This window comes from Mesorhizobium sp. M0139 (genome assembly GCF_040322455.1).
Lineage (GTDB): Bacteria > Pseudomonadota > Alphaproteobacteria > Rhizobiales > Rhizobiaceae > Mesorhizobium.
The window spans coordinates 58,785-74,968 of sequence record NZ_JAMYTN010000021.1 but is presented as its reverse complement, the minus strand read 5'-3'; the positions used below and the strand labels follow the sequence as shown (position 1 = coordinate 74,968).

Here is a 16,184-nt window from a genome sequence, read left to right as displayed (position 1 = left end):
GTCTGCGAGCCCTGCAAGCCCATGCTTCAGATGCCGCCCGTGCAGAGGTATTTCATTTCGAGGTAGTCCTCGAGGCAATGGCGGGAACCCTCCCGCCCGATGCCGGACTGCTTCACTCGGCCGAAAGGCGCGGCTTCCGACGACATGCGTCCCGTGTTCATACCACTATGCCATATTCCAAGGCCTCGGCGACACGCCAAACACGCTTCCGTTTGAGGCACAAATGTGGGGGAAGGCCGTAGATCGTGTCGTTGGCCTCATGCACGACCTATCCGCATCGTCGAAGCAATCACAGGCGCCAGCCGCCCGAATGTCTCTTTCTTGCGCGATGGTCATCTCGCTGGAGACCGGACCGATAGTTCGACGTGCCATTCGCGCGATGCGTTTGCCCCCGCATCGATTCTGCGGCCTTTCGCGACGGCATGGGATTCGATTTTGGCCAGAGCCTGCCTGTCGATCAGCGCACCGATCGCCACTCCGGAGCAAAGCCCTCGCCAACGATAAGTGGCGGACTTTCTCCACGAACTCTCGACAAACACCTTCGTGAACGCCTGACTGGACGGGGGTAGCCATGCCGAACAGGTCGCATAACCACGCCATCGTTCGGCGACTGCAGCCGCGAAGCGTCTCGAACACATCGGCTCGATGCGGTTGCGTCCAGAATGCATCAGCGAGCGGCGGGAGTCTTCGCTATATTCGCCCCCGACATCCCGAAGTCCACCAGCTTGCCTGCCAAAAAGGGGTGTTGCATGAATAAACCCGCTTTCGTCGCCGTCAGCCGCGTGCCCAGGAAGGACGACAGTCTCCATAGCAAGAATGCGAGATGATCATCGTATTCAGCGGCAGCGTGCCGGCGAAATTGGGTGTTCGGCAAGCCAAATAGCGCGATGCAGAAGGATGGTGAGGATTTCGCGTCCGCCACTGCGATGCATAGAGCCACCCTTCGCAACCGACCAGCGCAACAAAGCTCGTTATGCGGCGCGTAGGTTCGTAGACGCTTATCCAGTATCGAGATAACAAGGCCGCTGCGCAGGAACGAACTCTGAGAGCGCACCCTGCGAGAGGTTGCGCTTGCTGACGCGGCTGTGGAAGAAGCAGGGGCTCGCGCCGAAGCGCATGATCACCGACTAGCTTCGCTCGTATGGAGCGGCAAAGCGACAGATGATGCCGGACGTCGAGCACCGGTCGCACAAGGGGTTGAACAACAGAGCGGAGAATTCCCATGTGCCGCCGCGAAAACGGGAGCGGATGATGCAGGGGTCCGATCGCCGGGAGGCCTGCAACGCTTCGTCTCGACCTTGTCAGCCCTCCGCAACCTCTTCGTCCCCCGCCCCAAACGTTCTGCTCTCGCCATACATGTTCATCGCTTGCAAGCCATCGCCGAATGGAAGGCCGTGACTGGAACGCCCGCAACAATGGATTGCTAACGGCGAACTCATGCTGGTCGGCAAGGCGATACTGGCTGGAGCATCAACTCGGCCGACGAGAGTGGCCACACCATCCTAGACAGGATCGGCCGATATGCCCGGCATCGCCGCTCTGCAAAAAGCACAGCGGGCATCCAGACGTTGCCGGGTTGACTATGGGTGTCCGAACCGCGAAAAGAGGCCGCTCTTTATGAGTGGCGTGCGCTGGCAGTCTAACCCCAAGCCCCCCGCCCGGGCTGCCGGCGCGCTTCTAGGAACATCGAGGTAGATGACGAGACTCCGAACTACATTTCCAAAGCTATCGGTGGATTCACATTTCAAGCCCAATCGATTTCCTACAGCCAGGCGCGAACGTTCGATTGGAACATTCAGAATTCACATCAAGGTGCACCGCTATTGCGTCCCGAACAGGTTCGGCTGCTCGATGACGACTACGAGATTGTTCTCATCAAAGGTCTGCCACCATTAAAATTGAGGAAGGTGCGATATTTTTCGGATCGCATTCTGAAACGCATCTTTGAAAGCCAGACAGGCGCCCTCCCGGAGCCGGCGCCCTTGACGGGAGCAGAGGAGGCGCTCTCCGCAGAATCTCAACTCGATGACCCGCTGTGTGAATTGGCGCAGGACTTTGACGATACAGTTTGATGTGAGGCTAGTATGAACCCGCGAAATAGTAATCCATCCCGTGTAACAGCTTTGTCGCAGGTGCAGGACGCCGGCTTGGAAGACGGGCAAGCGGTCCAGGCCCGGCGAGTGGGCTTTGAGCAGCACGTGTCCGAGGCGCTCCGGCCGCTGTTCGATGGTCGAGCTGACGAGCCGCCTACCGGTCCAGAGGAGCTTCTGCGACTGGAAAAGGGGTTTCGCGAGGTGCTTCAGCGAGGGCAGGATCATCAAGCCGCCTCGTCTTTTTTCAGCGATCCAAGAATGCCCGCTGGACGGGATGACCCCAAGGGAAGCGTGTCGGACGCTTTCGCAGCAGCCGGCTCTAGGCACGCCGTAGTTGAGGCCGCCGCCCCGCCAGTGTTAGCTGCCAGCCAACAGCAGATCCGGCCCTCGCCAGTTGCGTTTGACCGGCCGGTATCATCCTCGGCTGCTGCAGGCGTGCGCTTGTATGCCCCTTCGATGATCTCTCGGAAGACCAGTTCCGAAAACTGCGATCAGTTGCCCGCCTTGTGCTGCCGCCTCGCCGTCGAGGTCGAAACGCCCGCGAATCAATGGAAGGTCAGCGGGCCATGGGGGCAGAGTGCAACGGTGTCTACACCGCCTGTTTGAGGGGAGAGGTACACTTGGCTTTCCTGTTCCAGCAGCATCCGGCCGCACACCGACGCGATGGGGAGCTAGAATTCAACTCGGACCTTCGCAAGGCACGCACCGCGGCTCAAACGCCGTTCGTTTGGGAAAAATGGCTCAGTACCGACAAAGCTTCTGTAATGGCCCTAGTGGCCTCGGTTGCGCTCTTGGTCGCGATACAGTGGCAAGACCCCCAGATCAACGAGGCGGTCCTAAGCGAACTGCGGACGATTCAGATCAACTACGCATTGCTCCAGCGAGACGTCGCCCGCGCCGACATGGTATTGGACTTCCGTTCCGTTGCTTCTACCGGGCAAGCATTAAAAAGGAACCTTCAAAACTACCAACGCCTTGTTGAGATTTCGCCCAATGAGAGCTCCGGGGTGCACTCCAGGTTGGTTGCACAGCTCAAAAAGTCCCTCGAAAACACAGAAGCTGCCATCTCGAACTCGGCCGCGCAAAATGAGCTTCTGCAAAGCTCTCTCGTACGCTTTGCTCGCTCGGCTAATCGCCTTTGGGGGGGAGTGTCGAACAGGCCTGAATTTTCCAATCTGATCCTTCAATTTTCGGCCAGACCGGGATTCAGCCTCGCATTACAAATCGATCAGTCTCTCCGCCGACTTCCTCCTAGCCAGGACCAAGTCACGGAGGATGTTGCCCGCGAGGGCCGCGCTATCCTGTCCTCAATGTTGAGGTTGGACCGCGCTGTCAATCGGATCCCATCCTTCGACACGTTCGCCAAGGCTGCCGAATTGGAGCGAGAACATCTGAAAGCCTACAGCTTCGCCAGCGCGCAAGCGCAGCGTACACGGCTTTTCTTTGGCTTGGTGTCCATATGCCTCTGCTTGTTTGCGACCATTCGAGCCTCCACGCTGCATGTGCGGACGAACCGGTTGGAAAGGCGGTTAGAGCTTGAAGCGGCGATGAGTGAGATCGAAGCTTGTTTCATCGACAGTCAAGCAACGAAGGCTTCGCGGCGCTTCTCCACCGAAGCGGCGCTTAGACTCATTCAATGCGTTTTCGATGCGGATCAATGCGCGCTTGCTCTGGTGGATCCGAGTATCAGCAGGAATACCGAGTACTTTGTCGCGAACAAGCGCATGCGCGTCTGGAACGCCACGCTAATCCATGAAGTCGTCTCACTTGTACACCCGGAACAGCCAGTGTTTCGCGTCGTTCCGGCGTCGGAAGTGGTTCGGACTGCCGTAGGCACTACCGGTGTTTGTCAAATTGTTGGTTGCCGGGCCTCCGATCAGCAGGCTGCGGTTTGTATCCTTGTTTTTGAAGGAGATCGCTCACCACCCTCCACAGACGACCTCCTGGTTCTGGCGAGCGCTACTGTGCGTTTAGGCAACCATCTTGAAATGCAACGTGTACACACGGAACGTAACCTTTTTGAGAGTCGATGGGAGCATGCGGAAAGGCTGACGGCTGTCGGCACAATCGCAAGCGGCGTTACACATGAATTCAATAATGTTCTAGGAGCAATAGTCGGCTACGCAGAGATGGCTAAAGGTCTTGTGCGTCGCCCCTCGAGAATTCGGGGCCACATCGGCCAAATTATCTTGGCCAGCAACCGAGCCAAACTGATTATTGATCAAATTTTGTCACTAAGCCGAAATCGGAAGCGCGTGACGATGCCTTTCGACGTCTCGGAGAGTGTAATGGATCTCGCGCCATTGCTGCGGGTTACACTTCGTGCGGATGTTCAGTTGAACTTCAAGATCAACGAGTGGCAAACGGTGATCGAGGGCAGCCCGACCGAGATACAGCAGATCCTTATGAATCTATGCAAGAACGCGTCGGAGGCTCTCTTGAATGAGGGCCGTGTCGAGATTAGCGTTTCTCGCGCTCACGTCTGTCAAACGAAGCCCGTGGCTAAGGGCACCTTGAAACCGGGAGATTACGTTCTCCTCTCCATCAGCGACGATGGCCAAGGAATCGCAAGTTCGGTGCTTCCGCATATCTTTGAGCCCTTTTTTACCACGCGCTCTCGCGTCGGCGGGACCGGACTGGGTCTTGCTGCAGTGGACCGCCATGTGAGCGCGCTCGCAGGATGCCTTGACGTCACCTCGGCTGTTGGCCGAGGTACACGCTTCGATCTCTACTTACCGGCCTGCGCTGAGGAGCAGGTCAGAGCTGATAGCGCTTTCGGCCCATGCGATGGATCACTTGGCAACGGAGAAATCATTGCAGTCGTTGACCCCGATCCAGCAGCGTTGGAGATCTACAAGGATAAGATCGCCGCGCTGGGTTATAAGCCGGTCGGCTTCGCGACCTTCGAGAGTCTTTGCGACTGGATCGAGAGCGGGAAGGCAGCCGACCTCCTAATTTTCGATAAAGCGACTTTCCTCGGGCCAGGACAGCCCGAAGCTCTACGTACCACCCTGATGACGGTGCCCATCATCGTCGTTGGTGGAAGCGACCCCATGCCGATCACATCTGGTAATCAGACCTTCGTCCTTTGGCTAGCCAAACCGGTCTCGTCCAGGATGATGGAGCATGCAATTCGTAGGATGATAATGGCATGATGCCGCCGACGCGCTCAGGATACCGAGCTACCGAGGCAGTCGGAGGCGGAGCCGGCTGGGATCCAGCAAATACAAGAGCGTCGGACGATCTCTGCGCACCCGGCTCATGGCGAGTTCCCCTCGAACACCGTCGTCGGCTCCGCCCAAGGAAGGGCTCCCCGACCACGGCAAACCTGCCGCCGTGCTCGTGACCGTCAAGGACAAGTCGCCGCGCGATGGGGTCTGCGGGCCTCCATCCTTGACAAGTCACTGCGCGCTGGCGGCGACAGGCAACGGGTAATATAAGGTCGGGACGAGGAGATGGTCGCCAATCGGTCACGCAAGATGGTTGACGAAATGACTCGAGAGCAAAGCTTGACAATCATCGCCCCATTCACGCCAGACTTCTCCTGTGCGTTCATCATCGGCTACGGCTCCTCGCTGCCCCGACAAGGCTATCGCCGCCCGGCCGGGCAAGCGATATCCCAGGTTCCGACGTGTTCCTTTCATGCTAGATTGACCTAGGCCCCGGCAGGGCGGGAGCATGAGGCTGGGTTCTCGGTCGCGGATCTGTGAGGCAAGCACGGGGTAAGCGACGGCTCGACCCACCATTGGGAAGGCCGGCTTCGGCACGGAGGTGCGGCCTCGGCGTTGAGAGGCATCGGATCGGGTGTAGCAGGACTTTCGAACTAACTGCCGACAACACACTGGATAGGCTGTTCTCGTCGTTCGGTCCAGTTCACCAACGCCTATGTCGACATTTTACGGCGCTTCACTACTAACCGGGCACCGCACGATGGCAGCTCGTTCTCTCCGGCAAAAGATACCCCCTGTGTTAGCTTCCGTGTGTCTGCTTGCCCTCACCTGCGGGATACGTAACGCCATCCCTAAAAGCATCGAATGCGGCAGCGACAGCGCGAATCCCAAAGCGATGCTCCCGCCGTACGCGGACAAAACCGTTTTCGAAGTCCACTATTCCGTCCTTGGCCAGCATCGCCAAACGCTCATCTGAACCGCGAAGACGGATCGGATCAGATCCGTGGGCGACACAGATTGCCGGCACGTCAGCCTCGAAATCGCACATTAATCGCTCGATAATTGCGGCTCGCACGCGGTCGTCGTCTGTGAGGCGATGGCCCTTCGATGTAGCCAGTCGGCCAGCTGCGATGTGCTGGATGTAGGAATCCCGTGTAACTTCGTTTTGAACGTATCCCTGGCCGGTGCGGCCGATAGCCGACGCGCCGAAACCGATCAGGGTTCTGCAGGTGTCAGCCGAGTAGCCCAACGAGTTACGTCGCAGGCGACCTGTTTCCTGTGCCAGCGCGAGCTCGTCGTCCGGAAAGGCGAAATGGTCGAGCCCGATCTGTCGGTAGCCGGCGGCAATCAGCCTCACGGCGACAGCCGCATACTGTTCAGCGCGGGCAGCGCTGTCGGGAAGAAATTCCGCCTCGATGGGAGGCGCTGGTTCTTTATTTGGGATGGGATATGCGAGTAGCCGAACAAGGCAAGCCGGTCGGGGCGCATGGCGACCGCTGCCCTCGCCGTCTCGACCCACGACACCACCGTTTGACGCGGCAGGCGTCCCATGGTGATAACAAACCACCTTGCCGCTGAGCTCGCCTGTGTCTTTGCGTTATGCCAGTCCGTTCCGCTTAGATGTCTTGGCTGTTCCCGCCGAGACCTCACGCGCACCGTTTTATTCCCACCATCCCTCCCCGTCAGCTCCGCCTGGGAAATTCTGCCAGCTTGCCGGATCCGACGAGATAATGCAGCGCTGGGACGGACTTTGCTCGCCAGCTAGCGACCGTGGTGATCTCTGCCAAAAGGACGAGGCCATGAACGCGATCGGCGCTAACGGTGGCGGTTTGTATAAGCCTTGGGGTGGGAACTGGGCCTTCTATGCTGGCGCCACATACAAGCTCAACGAGACAACTTCGTTCTACCTTCGGCTCTCTCGGTGACCAGCTCTCAGTAGCGTCGCGGCAAACGTTGCCTATGGGCTTCTTTTCGATTTCACAGCTACGGCGACTCCAAACTCAGCAGTCGGCAAGATGGAAGCTTCCAACGGGAACTGCCCAATGCGAACAAGAAGAGCAGTGTCGGCAGTAATCCTGCGCCTCGAACGCTCATCCTAACGCCGTGAAGCGTAGAGCTCCGAGGTTGAGCAGACCAAGCCCGCAACACGCTCTAAAAAAACGGCGCATACAAGCCATCCGAGATTGCAGCCTAGCCTCGGGGCCGGACGTTGTTTCATATCAGACCGGTGGGGATGAAGCCTGCCATCCAGCACCCGGTCAGTTTCAGGTCAAACTTGAACTCCCAGTCGGGTCAGAACGCGATCAACTGGCAGTCCGACGCACTTAAAAATGACAAATGGATCGCCTGCTTTTGGGCCATCCATGGGGAATTCGGGCGCGAGAGAACAAGCTCACACAGCATAAGCGAAGCTCCAGGCGAATCTTGCGCTGGCCGAGGCAGAACCATGTTTAAAGCTGCCTGTTTTCCACCTCGAACCTGTCTGAGTCCGGCCGATCGTCATAGATCGGCCAAAGCATCGGCCAGATGGCTCCCCCAATTACGGTTTGTGCGTAGTTGTCAGTACGATAGGCCTGCCGAACATCGGCCATGATCATCATCGGCAGCATCGATTTGTGTCCAAGCCTGGCGACGTCGGCTGTTTCGGGCAAAAGCCTGCACTCGCGTACCGCAGCCAACCTCGCCCCATCTCGTGCGCATCATGAACACCTACTACAGCAACCTGATCGAAGGCCACGATACGCGCCCGCGCGACATCGAACGGGCGCTGGTCGGAATTTCGATCGAGACGAGAACCGCCGCAATCTGCAGCTCGAGGCGGCCGCGCACGTTCGCGTGCAAGCCGAGATCGACCGCCTGGCTGCCGATGGGCAGTTGCCGGAACCGGCATCGGTAGGTTTTCTTCGATGGCTGCATGCGGAATTCTACCGCGATGCGGAATCGCCCATGCTGACCATCAAGGGTTCCGGCCGTGAGTTCGTCATGGCGCCAGGTGAGTGGCGATCGAAGCCAGAGCATGACGTCGCCATCGGCCGGCATGAACCGCCTTCGAGCGATCGCGTCAACGATTTCATGCAATACTTTGCCATGCGTTATCGCTTCGATAAGCTGGGCAAGGCCGGACGCATCCTGACCATTCCTGCCGCGCATCACCGCTTCAACTACATTCACCCGTTTCCGGACGGCAACGGACGCGTCAGCCGATTGATGAGCCACGCCATGGCCCTCAGGCCGGGGTCGCCGCGCACGGGCTGTGGTCGATCTCACGAGGCTTGGCACGTGGCGTGAAAAGCCGAACGGATTACAAGAGCATGATGGATCATGCCGATATGCCCCGCCAGGGTGATCTCGACGGACGTGGCAACCTCTCCGAACGCGCACTCGGCGATTTTACCTTATGGTTCCTGCAGGCGTGTATCGATCAGGTGAGCTTCATGACCGGACTGTTCGATCTCGACACGTTGGCCAAGCGGCTGTATCGGCATGTGGAGCGCAGTGGTCTGAAGCCCGAAGCCGGCCGCCTCGTGGAGGAAGCGCTCACGCGCGGTGAGTTTGACCGCGGCGAGGCATCCCGTATTAGCGGACTACCCGAACGTACGGCGCGTCAGTGTTCAATGACGTAATCGCGCTCGGACTATTGGCGTCGGAAACGCCAAAGGGCCCAGTGTCCCTACGCTTTCCGGCGGACGCTCTGGACGCGCTGTTTCCGAAGCTTTTTCCGGAAACGTAAGAGCATAGGGCGCTCACGATCTTAGGTCACTTCTCCTCGGAACCGGAAAGATTTTCACCGGATCACCCGCGGGTTCGTCATTCCGCGTTCTGAGACGCGGGAAAAGCCGGCGCACTAGAGCCGAGGCCGCCGATGCAGACATATTTGGTGTCGAGGTAATCCTCGATGCCCTGATGTCCGCCTTCCTTGCCGAGGCCCGATTCCTTGACGCCGCCGAACGGTGCCTCCGGCGTGGTGATGAGGCCTTCATTGACGCCGACCATGCCGTATTTCAGCCCTTCCATGACGCGGAAGGCGCGGCCGAGATCGCCGGTGTAGAAATAGCAAGCGAGGCCAAATTCGGTGTCGTTGGCGAGCGCTATCGCTTCCTCTTCGGTCTCGAACTTGAACACCGGTGCGACCGGGCCAAATATCTCTTCCTTCATGAAGCGCATCTTGGGTGTCGCGTTGGCGATGACCGTCGGCTGGAAGAACGAACCGCCGAGCGCATGACGCTTGCCGCCGGCAACGATCTTGCCGCCCTTGGAAGTCGCGTCGGCGATCAGCTCCTCGACCTTCTCGACCGCCTTCTCGTCGATCAGCGGTCCCTGCTGCACGCCGTCCTCGAGGCCGGAACCGACCTTCAGCCCGTTGCTGGCGGCGGCGAGCTTCTCGACGAACTTGTCATAGACACCAGCCTGGACCAGGAAGCGGTTGGTGCAGACGCAGGTCTGGCCGGAATTGCGATACTTGGCGGTGATCGCACCGGCGACGGCACGCTCGATATCGGCGTCGTCGAAGACGATGAACGGTGCGTTGCCGCCGAGTTCCATCGACACCTTCTTGACGGTGACGGACGACTTCTGAATGAGAAGCTTTCCGACCTCGGTCGAGCCGGTGAAGGTGATCTTCGACACCAGCGGATTTGCGCAGATCTCATCGCCGATCTCGCTGGCCGAGCCGGTCAGGACATTGATGACACCCTTCGGGAAACCGACCTCCTCGGCGAGCGCGCCCCAGGCAAGACCCGAGTACGGCGTCTGCGAAGCGGGCTTTACGACCGCGGTACATCCGGCGGCGAGCGCCGGGCCGAGCTTGCGAGCCAGCATCGAGGACGGAAAATTCCACGGCGTGATAGCGGCGATGACGCCGACCGGCTCCTTCGTCACCAGGATGCGGCGGTCCGCCCACGGCGATGGCACCACGTCGCCATAGGTGCGGCGACCTTCCTCGGCGAACCACAGGACATAGGACGCGGCCGAGCCGATCTCGCCCTTCGATTCGAACAGCGACTTTCCCTGCTCGATGGTCAGCAGCTCGGCCAGCACGTCCTGGTTGTCCATCATCGCGTCGTGCAACTTGCGCAGCAGCTTCGAGCGCTCGAGCGCGGTCGTCTTGCGCCAGCTCTTGAAAGCTTCTGCGGCGGCTTCGATGGCGCGGCGGGTCTCGACCTTGCCCGATTTCGGTACGGTGCCGATCTTGAGGCCGGTGGCTGGATTGTTGACGTCGACCGTCTGGCCGCTGTCGGCCTGCACCCACTCGCCGTTGATGAGATTGGCCTGCCGCATGAAATGGCTGGTTTTCTGAAGCATGGTCTGGCCTCCGTTCGGATAAGACAATCAGGATCCTGTATGCTGGCTGCGGCTCGCGCTTGCCCAAGCGCCTTTCGCGCGGCCGGCCCCTCCAGCGATGTCTCGCCGCCTCGCCGGGCGGGTTCATGCCGACTGGTCAGTCCGCGCATGGGCCGCCGCGGTCTCATCAAGAGCCGCGCGAATGCCATCAACCATGTAATCGATCTCTTTAGGGGCGATGACGTAGGGCGGGCAGATTGCCAGCACGTCGCCCATGTTGCGGATCATGACTCCGTGCTCGCGGCACCGCCGCTCGACATCGGTGCCAATTCGCAGCTCCGGCGCAAAGGCGCGACGGGTGGCGCGATCCTCGACGATCTGGATCCCCGCTATAAAACCGCGGCCGCGGACCTCGCCGACCAGTGTATGGTCGTTGAGCGCGTCCGCGAGCGCTGCATGCAGATAATCGCCGAGACGGCGCGCCTGGCTCACGAGATCGATCTCGCGGTAGATCCTGATCGCCTCGGCGGCGACGGCGGCTGTCACCGGATGGCCGGAATAGGTGAAACCGTGGCCGAACACGCCGACCTTGTGGGCCTCATCGGCGACGCACTGGTAGACCTTGTCGGAGATAATGACGCCGCCAATGGGCAGATGACCGGATGAAAGCCCCTTGGCGACCGACAGCATGTCCGGTTCCATGCCAAAAGTCTGGCTGCCGAACCAATTTCCGGTGCGTCCGAAGCCGCAGACCACCTCGTCGGACAGCATGAGGATGTCGTATTTGCGCAGCACCGCCTGAACCTTTGGAAAATAACCCTCCGGCGGTACCAGCACGCCGCCGGCGCCCATGACTGGCTCGGCGATCATCGCGGCGATCGTCTCTGGCCCCTCCGCCAGGATCAGGGCCTCGAGTTCCTGGGCCAGGCGCGTGGCGTAGTCATGCTCCGCCTCTGCCGGCAGACCGTCGAGATAGTGAAATGGCCGCGCCGCGAATATGACGGGAAGCGGCGGCAGGTTGAAGGACTTGTGCATATGCGGCAGGCCACTCAGCGCCGCGCCCATGATCGTACTGCCGTGGAAGGCGCCAAACCTGCTGATGATCTTGCGTTTCTCCGGGCGCCCCCGCGCGGCTTGGTAGTACCAGGCGAGCTTGACCATCGTATCATTGGCTTCGGAACCGGAGCCGACCAGAAAGACGCGCGCGTTGTCGAACGGCGCCAACGCGGTAAGCTGCTCGACGAGTTCGACGGTGGGCTCGTTCGAGCGGTGATTGAAGGTGTGGTAGACGGCGAGCTTGCGCATCTGGCGGTCAGCAGCGACAGCCAGCCGGCTGTCGCTGAAGCCAAGCGAGGCGCACCAGAGTCCGCCCATGCCCTCGATGTAGCGGTTGCCCGCGTCATCCGCGACGGTCGCGCCTTCGCCGGCCACGATCGTCAACGGACCATGATCCTCATGCAGGCGTGGATCGGTTTGGGAATGAAAGTGCCTGGCCATGTCCAGCACGCGCGATTCGTTGTTCATCAAAATTCTCCTTGCGACCAGATAGGCGGTTGCTTCAGCGACAAATATCTTATAACTTATAAGTTGTCGAGAAAAAATGATCCCGAGAGTGACGTCCAATGGCCAACGCACCCACTCCTTCAAACAACACCCTGCCACCCGACACCGAGCGGATCGCCCTGTTGCGCGACAGGGCAGAGTTCGTCCGGCTCGAGACGCTGCGCCTCATCCAGATCGCCAAGGTGGGCCACTATTCGTCGGTGTTCTCCTGCGCGGAAATATTCGCCACGCTCTACTACGATGCGATGCGGCTGAGGCGCGGCGAGCCGCAATGGCCGGATCGCGACCGCTTCCTGATGGGCAAGGGACATGCCGCGGTCGGCCTTTACCCGCTGCTGGTCGACTGGGGCTTCTTCTCCAAGGACGTCCTCGATGGCTACACCCGGCTCGGCAATCCGCTTGGCGATCATCCCGACATGCGCAAGGTGCCCGGCGTCGATTTCAGCTCCGGCTCGATCGGCCATGCCCTGTCCGGCGGCCTCGGCATGGTGCTTGGCGGCCGTACGGCCAACCGGCGCTTCGATGTCTATGTCCTGCTCGGTGACGGCGAGATGCAGGAGGGCCAGGTCTGGGAAGCGGCGCTGTCCGCCGCCCACCATAAGGCCGGCAATCTGATCGCCATCGTCGACCGCAACGGATACCAGCTCGACGGGCAGGTCGACGACATCATCGGCATCGAACCGTTGGCCGACAAATGGGCGGCGTTCGGCTGGCAGGTGCACGAGGTCGATGGGCACGACGTCGTCGCTCTGGCGACGCTGCTGCGACAGTTGAAGGCCGAGGCAGACCGCACCCGGCCCGTCTGCATCATTGCCAAGACCTCCAAAGGCAAGGGCGTTGGTTACATGGAAACCGAACCCGGCTGGCATCTGGGCTATCTCGCGCCATCGGACGAGGCCTTGGCCGCCGAAGAGATCAAGCGTGGAGGCAAAACACAATGAACGGCCCGATCGATACCAACTCCTGGCAGTACCGCCAGATCAACGCGCGCGCGCCTGGCCTGAGTTACCTGGCCAACGCGCTCATTGATCTGGTCGAAGACGGTTATCCGGTCTTGGCCGGTACGGCCGACCTTCAATATTCCAACGGGCTGGTGCGGTTCGCGCAACGCTTTCCCGAGCGCTTCACGCAATTTGGCATTTCCGAGCAGAACATGGTTTCGGCTGCTGCCGGCATGGCCAGCACCGGCGCCATGCCGTTCGTCGCTACATTCGCTTCTTTCCTGGCGCTGCTGTGCTGCGAACAGATTAGAACCGACGTCGCCTATTCGGCGCTGCCGGTGCGGCTGATCGGTCATCATGCCGGTATTTCACTCGGCTTCTACGGCACCTCCCACCATGCGACGGAAGATCTTGCCATCATGCGAAGCATCGCCGACCTCACGGTCGTCGCGCCGGCTGACGGCCCGCAACTGGCGGCCGCCGTCAAGGCGTCTGTCAATCATGCCCAGCCAATCTACTTCCGCATTGGCCGCGGCCAGGAACCGCTGGTCTATGAAGACGACGGCGTCGACTTCCAGTTCGGCAAGGCGATCGTTCACGGCGAAGGATCGGACCTGACCATCATCGCCTGTGGCTCGATGGTCCATCCCTCAAGGGAGGCTTACCGCGCGCTGCGCGCGGCGGGCAAATCCGTCGGACTGATCGACATGCATACGGTGAAGCCACTGGATACGAAGGCAGTGCTCTCGGCCGCGGCTCACTCCCGCTTCATTCTAACCATCGAGGAACACAATATCCTGGGCGGTCTGGGCGGCGCCGTGGCGGAAATCCTGGCGGAGGCGGGCAGCCCGGCACGGTTGATACGCCATGGCATCCGCGACGAATACAGCCTGATTGCGCCGCCAACGCATCTCTACAAGCACTACCGGCTGGACGCGGCGGGGATCGAGGCCACCGTTCTTGAAGCCCTCGGCTGAGCCGGCGGACCATAGCCATGCACGGACATTCCGATGACCGATCAGAATAACACCGCCCGACTCATTGAGCGCGCCGGTGCGGTGATGCCGGGCGGATTGCTCAGCCCGAGCCGCAGGCTCGGCGCGCCGCATGTGTTTGCCCGGGCGCAGGGTGCGTTTCTCTACGACGTCGATGGACACCAGTACACCGACTTCCATTGCGGCTTCGGCGCCAATGTGCTTGGCCACTGTCATCCGGCGGTGCGTGAACGCATCGCTGCGGTCTCCCAGGACATCGATCTTGTCGGCGCGGGAACGATGCGGCTAGAGATCGAGGTGGCGGAGGCGCTGGTCGACTGCATCCCTTGCGCGGATCTCGTCGCCTTCTGCAATTCCGGATCGGAGGCGACCTATCACGCCCTGCGCCTTGCCCGTGCCGCCACCGGTCGCAAGCGCATCATCAAGTTCCAAGGCGGCTATCATGGCTGGCACGACTATGTCGCCATGAACGTACAGTCGCACGCGCAGGCGATCGGCAAGTACGATCCCATCAGTGCTGGCATCCTCGAGGATGCCGCCCGTCACACCATCGTGCTGCCTTACAACGATGCCGGCGCCGTCGAGGATTATCTCAAGGCCAATCCAGGCGATGTCGCGGCGATCATCATCGAGCCAATCGCTCACAATATGGGGTCGGTGATCGCGACGGATGTTTTCCTGGGCGAGCTGCGTCGCCTGACCAGCGATCATGGTGTCGTGCTGATCTTCGACGAGGTCATCACCGGCTTTCGCCACGCGCTCGGCGGCTATCAGTCGATCGCCGACGTCACGCCTGATCTCGCGACCTTCGGCAAGGCGGCCTCCTCAGGCTATCCCGTTGGCGTGGTGGCCGGTCGTCGCGATCTCATGGCGCTCGTCGGCCGGACCGGGGAAGGATCCGTGTTCATGGGCGGTACTTTCAACGGCACGCCGTCGACGCTCGCCGCCATGCAGGCGACGATCGAGGAGCTGTCGAAACCAGGCTTCTACGACCGCCTGTTTGCCCTCGGCGCTTTCATGCGCACGCAGCTGGATGGCATTATCGATCGCCTCGGCCTGCCCGCGCAGAGCGCCGGGTTTGGCTCGGTCTGGCTGATCTATTTCCTCAGCGGTCCTTACCGCGACTACCAGGACTTGCTGGGCAACGACGATGTTTTCGATCTTGCATTCCGCAGAGAGATGGTGGCGAACCGGCTGATCGGCCAGCCGCTTCCGCTCAAGCGTCTCTACCTGTCAGGGAGCCATGACCGGGCGACAGTCGACAAATCGCTGGATATCATCGAGACAATCCTGCGCAAGCTCTCCGCTGGGAAACCCGCCAGCTCCTAGCCATGTTTCGCAACGGACTTATAGGATATAAGAGCGTCTCGCACTATCCGTTGTCGATTCGGTGCGGCCAAGATTGCAGCGGTGGACCATGAGCACGATGCAGCCAATCGAGCAAGGCAGTCTGTCGGCGAGAACCTATATTTCGCTGCGCGAAGCCCTGATCGCCGGCAATTTCCGGCCCGGCGAAAGGCTGTTGATGCAGGATCTGGCGCAACGGCTGGGCACCAGCGTCACGCCTGTGCGCGAGGCCTGTTTCAGGCTCGTCAGCGAGCAGGCGCTGGAACTGCGGTCAGGGCGGTTCATCACCGTTCCAGAGCTGACCCGGTCGCGTTACTGGCAGGTCCGGCTCATTCGCATCGCGCTCGAGGGGCTAGCGGCCGAACTCGCCGTCGAGCATGTTTCGGAGGCGGACATTGAAAAACTGGTCGATATCCATCGCGATTTCGTGGCCGGCGAAACGTCCGGCGATGCCGACCGCGCCCGTCGCGCCAATCGTGAATTCCACTTCGGCGTCTACCGCCTGTCCAAGATGGATATGCTGATCGCCCAGATCGAAAGCCTGTGGGTCTCGATGGGCCCTATCCTCAACGTGTATTATCTGCAGGCCGAGAACGATTACATCGGCGCGGAGGAGCACGAGACGCTGATCGAAGCGTTCCGGACCCGCAACAAGAAGGTGGCGCGTAAGGCGATCGAACGCGACATCGTGCGCGGTGGCATGAACCTGTTGCGGTATTTCGACGAGCAGGACGCGGCCGCCAAGCGGGCGTGATCGAAGCCGCCGGTCATTTGCTGGCGACCTCTCTTCGCGCT

Annotated in this window: 9 protein-coding genes and 4 pseudogenes; 9 read left to right on the top strand and 4 right to left on the bottom strand. The window is 60.5% G+C overall.

Going from position 1 to position 16,184, the window contains the following annotated elements; all coding sequences use genetic code 11:
* Positions 1 to 26: 26 nt before the first annotated feature.
* Positions 27 to 561, bottom strand: a pseudogene (locus NKJ58_RS31535) (aldehyde dehydrogenase family protein); the annotation flags it as partial.
* A gap of 507 nt (positions 562 to 1,068) precedes the next feature.
* Here NKJ58_RS31535 and NKJ58_RS27765 point away from each other — a divergent pair.
* The 3 genes and pseudogenes from NKJ58_RS27765 to NKJ58_RS27755 form a co-directional block, all read left to right on the top strand.
* Positions 1,069 to 1,427, top strand: a pseudogene (locus NKJ58_RS27765) (DDE-type integrase/transposase/recombinase); the annotation flags it as partial.
* A gap of 267 nt (positions 1,428 to 1,694) precedes the next feature.
* Positions 1,695 to 2,072 (top strand): annotated as a pseudogene (locus NKJ58_RS27760) (type IV secretory system conjugative DNA transfer family protein); the annotation flags it as partial.
* A 641-nt stretch (positions 2,073 to 2,713) separates the two neighbouring features.
* On the top strand, positions 2,714 to 5,248 hold the full coding sequence (locus tag NKJ58_RS27755) for a two-component system VirA-like sensor kinase (protein ID WP_352854311.1): 2,535 nt from the start codon (positions 2,714 to 2,716) through the stop codon (positions 5,246 to 5,248).
* 814 nt (positions 5,249 to 6,062) lie between these two features.
* Here the strand turns inward: NKJ58_RS27755 and NKJ58_RS27750 are convergent.
* Positions 6,063 to 6,805, bottom strand: a pseudogene (locus NKJ58_RS27750) (oxygen-independent coproporphyrinogen III oxidase); the annotation flags it as partial.
* 1,047 nt (positions 6,806 to 7,852) lie between these two features.
* Between NKJ58_RS27750 and NKJ58_RS27745 the strand changes: the two are divergent.
* Together NKJ58_RS27745 and NKJ58_RS27740 are read left to right on the top strand one after the other, a co-directional pair.
* Positions 7,853 to 8,551: a Fic family protein gene (locus tag NKJ58_RS27745; RefSeq protein ID WP_352854308.1), complete on the top strand. Its 699-nt coding sequence runs from the start codon at positions 7,853 to 7,855 to the stop codon at positions 8,549 to 8,551.
* 23 nt (positions 8,552 to 8,574) lie between these two features.
* On the top strand, positions 8,575 to 8,886 hold the full coding sequence (locus NKJ58_RS27740; protein ID WP_352854307.1) for a hypothetical protein: 312 nt from the start codon (positions 8,575 to 8,577) through the stop codon (positions 8,884 to 8,886).
* A 184-nt stretch (positions 8,887 to 9,070) separates the two neighbouring features.
* Here NKJ58_RS27740 and NKJ58_RS27735 read toward each other — a convergent pair whose 3' ends face one another.
* Entirely contained in the window at positions 9,071 to 10,564 is a 1,494-nt protein-coding gene (locus NKJ58_RS27735; protein ID WP_352854305.1) for an NAD-dependent succinate-semialdehyde dehydrogenase, read from the bottom strand.
* Between the two features lie 123 nt (positions 10,565 to 10,687).
* The gene (locus tag NKJ58_RS27730; RefSeq protein WP_502902348.1) at positions 10,688 to 12,067 is read right to left on the bottom strand and encodes an aminotransferase; all 1,380 of its coding nucleotides are present in this window, start codon (positions 12,065 to 12,067) and stop codon (positions 10,688 to 10,690) included.
* Between the two features lie 98 nt (positions 12,068 to 12,165).
* On the opposite strand from NKJ58_RS27730, the gene NKJ58_RS27725 reads away from it, so the two are divergent.
* The 4 genes from NKJ58_RS27725 (at position 12,166) to NKJ58_RS27710 (ending at position 16,143) form a co-directional block, all read left to right on the top strand.
* Positions 12,166 to 13,047, top strand: a complete 882-nt coding sequence (locus NKJ58_RS27725) for a transketolase (protein WP_352854302.1) — start codon at positions 12,166 to 12,168, stop codon at positions 13,045 to 13,047.
* Entirely contained in the window at positions 13,044 to 14,024 is a 981-nt protein-coding gene (locus NKJ58_RS27720) for a transketolase family protein (protein ID WP_352854301.1), read from the top strand. The genes NKJ58_RS27725 and NKJ58_RS27720 overlap by 4 nt, the downstream gene beginning before the upstream one ends.
* A gap of 33 nt (positions 14,025 to 14,057) precedes the next feature.
* Entirely contained in the window at positions 14,058 to 15,371 is a 1,314-nt protein-coding gene (locus NKJ58_RS27715) for an aspartate aminotransferase family protein (protein WP_352854299.1), read from the top strand.
* An 88-nt stretch (positions 15,372 to 15,459) separates the two neighbouring features.
* Entirely contained in the window at positions 15,460 to 16,143 is a 684-nt protein-coding gene (locus tag NKJ58_RS27710) for a GntR family transcriptional regulator (RefSeq protein WP_023782514.1), read from the top strand.
* Positions 16,144 to 16,184 lie beyond the last annotated feature (41 nt).